Origin of the sequence: Sulfuricurvum sp. (assembly GCF_023250475.1) — a bacterium.
In the GTDB taxonomy this organism is placed as follows: Bacteria; Campylobacterota; Campylobacteria; order Campylobacterales; family Sulfurimonadaceae; genus Sulfuricurvum.
In genome coordinates this window covers 1-3077 of record NZ_JAHFAQ010000178.1, presented here as the reverse complement: position 1 = coordinate 3077, position 3077 = coordinate 1, and the positions used below count along the sequence as shown (strand labels likewise).

Sequence of the window (3077 nt, the reverse complement as noted above, 5' to 3'; positions counted from 1 at the left end):
GTCGGAAGGCTGAATACGTCGCTGAGGCGGATAATCGGCAGATGCTGTCCGCGTAAGGAGACAAACTCCCCTTTTTCTTTGAGGGCATGGACGATCTCCTGCTCCGGACGGAACGATTCAACGACGCTCAAGGTCGGTATGATGTAAATCTCACCCGCTGCTTCAACGAGCATTCCGTCAATAATCGCCAAGGTCAAAGGAAGGACCATGGAGATGGTGGTCCCCTCCCCCTCTTTGGATTCGATCTCAATTTTACCGCGCAGTTTTTCAATCGAGGTTTTGACAACGTCCAATCCGACGCCGCGCCCTGAGAGATCACTGATCGTATCGGCAGTCGAGAACCCCGGTTGCATGATAAGACCGAAGATTTGGCTGTCAGTAAGATTTTCATCCCCTGTGATAATACCTCGATCAATCGCTTTTTGGAGTACTTTTGCTTTATTGATACCGCGACCGTCATCGCTAACGCTGATAACGATACTGCCGCTTTTGTGGAATGCCCTTAAAGTAATATTCCCTTCAACCTTTTTACCGACACTAATACGTTCAGCCGCATCGGCTTCTAGCCCATGATCGATTGCATTACGGATAATATGAATCATTGGGTCAGAAAGGCTGTCGATCATCGTTTTATCGATCTCGGTCTCTTCTCCCATGACGTTGAGATGAAGCTCTTTCCCCGTTTTTTTGGAAGTATCGCGTACAACCCGTTTCATTTTATCAAACGTATCGCGTATCGCGACCATTCGCAGACTCATAACCCGATCTTGAATCCGCTTCGTAATTTTAGAGAGGGTTTCGATGGTTCGGCTGATCGATTCGTCCTCGATCAAACGGATTTTCTCATTTTGGGCAATAAAGTTTTGCGCTATAACCAATTCTCCGACGGAGTCAAAGAGTTCGTCAAGTTTAAACGTATCAATACGAATCGTCGATTTTGCCCCATTGCTCAACGAAGAGATATCCGATCCGGGAGAAGGTTTTGCTGCCGTTGAAGGTGTTTGAACCGCTTTAGGGGTTTCCATTGCGACAGGTGATTCAACGGTTGCTTCAACAGTATCTACTGATACACTCGGCTGAGATGCCGATTCGATTGCTTGAATGGAGTATTCATGATCAAATAAAAATTCAAAATTCTCCTCCACTTCGGCACGCGATTGTGTGGTGAGGAGGACAATGCCCATTTTACTCTGATAATTCTCTTCACACGCGAAATTATCCAGAGGGGGAACCGATTCGAGATTGAAAAAACTCTCGATGGAGACCGCGTTTTCACCAAGCAGCCCGAGAAAGATGAGATGATCAAATCCTCGCTTATAGCTGTCTGTATCAAGAGTTAACTCAATACGGTAGATTTGCATCCCCTCTTGATAGGCAATGCGCATCATCTCGATCGATTGCGCCATATCATTTTCATACTGATCGGGACAATCCAATCCAAATTCCGTTGCCAAATCGGCAAACGTAGCAGTGGCTTCAACCGGTGTAGTTTCAACCGATCCCCCTTTTTTGAAAGAGATCAAGGATTTGATCCCCTCCAAACACCCCTCATAATCATTCGGTAAATCCGGAAGTGCATCGAGTTCGCAGATCATCACCTCTTTGATAACATCGACACTGTTAACGATCAGTTCGAGTTGAGCTGTTTCAATCACCTCTTTGGTGCTTCGGTAATGATCAAGGACATCTTCAAAATGGTGAACAAACTCACCTAAGCGGGTGAAGCCGAAAGCATTAGCATTTCCTTTTAGGGTGTGAACACCTCGGAAAATTTCGTTAAGGAGATCAAAATCGGTAGAGTTCTCTTCGAAGCGGAGAATATCGACATCGAGTTTTTCGATAATCTCCCCCGCCTCTTCGATAAAAATCGCTTTGACTTGTTCTTGTTTAGTCATGACATATCCAATGAATGGTTCCATACGCCGGTGAAACAGTGGAACCCTTTTCTAAAAAAGGGATAACAAGTTCACGACGTGTTTTTTTTAGGCTCGCTAAAAGAGCCAGAAGAGCACTGCTTTTCAGTATCCCCCCATCTGCTATTTCAATACGATCGATATAGTCGATACGGGGGCGGACAAACGCTTCAAATTCTTTAATCTCTTCCATACTCATCGATAAATCGATGGTAAGAGCGTCTCCGTCAAATTCCATTTAAAACTCTTTCAGATCGTTTTCGCTAAGCGGAAACACATCATCGGCTTTGGGTGCGACTCTGTTTTGTGGTGCGGGAGAAGCTTTACGCGGTGTCGGTGCCGATGGTTTCATCTCGATATGGTGAAGGTTCATCTTTTTTAGCGAATGTGCTGCGGGTGCATCGCTTTCCATCCCTACCATTTTGGCAAGGATTCGGACCGTTTCCATCATCGAGGTTGCTTGGGCGTTAAGCTCTTCAGCTGCGGCTGCGGCTTCTTCGGAGTTAGCGGCCACTTGTTGGGTTACTTGGTCTACTTGTCCCATAGCTTGATTGATCTGGCCCATACCCTCAGCCTGTTCTTTTCCGGCGATAGCGATTTCACCGATCAGGTCGGATACTTTTTTACTTTGTTCGACAATCTCTTGGAACGAGGTGTGGGTTGCAAGGGCAATTTGGTTCCCCTCTTTGATTTGTCCGACAACCTCTTCGATGATATCCGAAGTCTCTTTGGCAGCCGACGCGGCACGTTGTGCGAGGTTACGTACTTCGTCCGCAACGACCGCAAATCCTAGACCGTGTTCACCCGCGCGTGCCGCTTCAACGGCTGCATTGAGGGCAAGGAGGTTCGTTTGGAAGGCGATCTGATCGATCGTTTTAATAATACCGGAGATTTTTGCCGCCGATTCGGTGATTGCGTGCATAGAATGGGAGAGCTGTTCCCCTTTTTCGTATCCCGCTTTTGCCGAATCGTTTGCGTTTCGTGCCAAGATATCGGCTTGACGTGCGTTATCGGTGTTTTGGGTGTTGATTGCGGTGGACTCTTCGAGTGTCGCACTGACCTCTTCGACACTGGAAGCCTGCTCGCTTGCCCCTTGTGCCAATGACGACGATGACGAAGCAACTTGATCGGATGCCGACGTGATCTGCATTGCACCGTCGCGGA

The 3077-nt window shown here is 47.3% G+C and carries 3 protein-coding genes; all 3 read right to left on the bottom strand.

Annotated features, from left to right (window positions below; all coding sequences use genetic code 11):
• The coding region (locus Q0C19_RS11700) for a chemotaxis protein CheA (RefSeq protein WP_295056278.1) at positions 1-1895 on the bottom strand (1895 nt) is incomplete at its 3' end.
• Positions 1888-2151 (bottom strand): hypothetical protein, encoded by a 264-nt coding sequence (locus Q0C19_RS11695; RefSeq protein ID WP_295056275.1) that lies wholly within the window; start codon positions 2149-2151, stop codon positions 1888-1890. The genes Q0C19_RS11700 and Q0C19_RS11695, both read right to left, overlap by 8 nt.
• On the bottom strand, positions 2152-3077 hold a 926-nt coding region (locus Q0C19_RS11690), incomplete at its 5' end, for a methyl-accepting chemotaxis protein (RefSeq protein WP_295056272.1).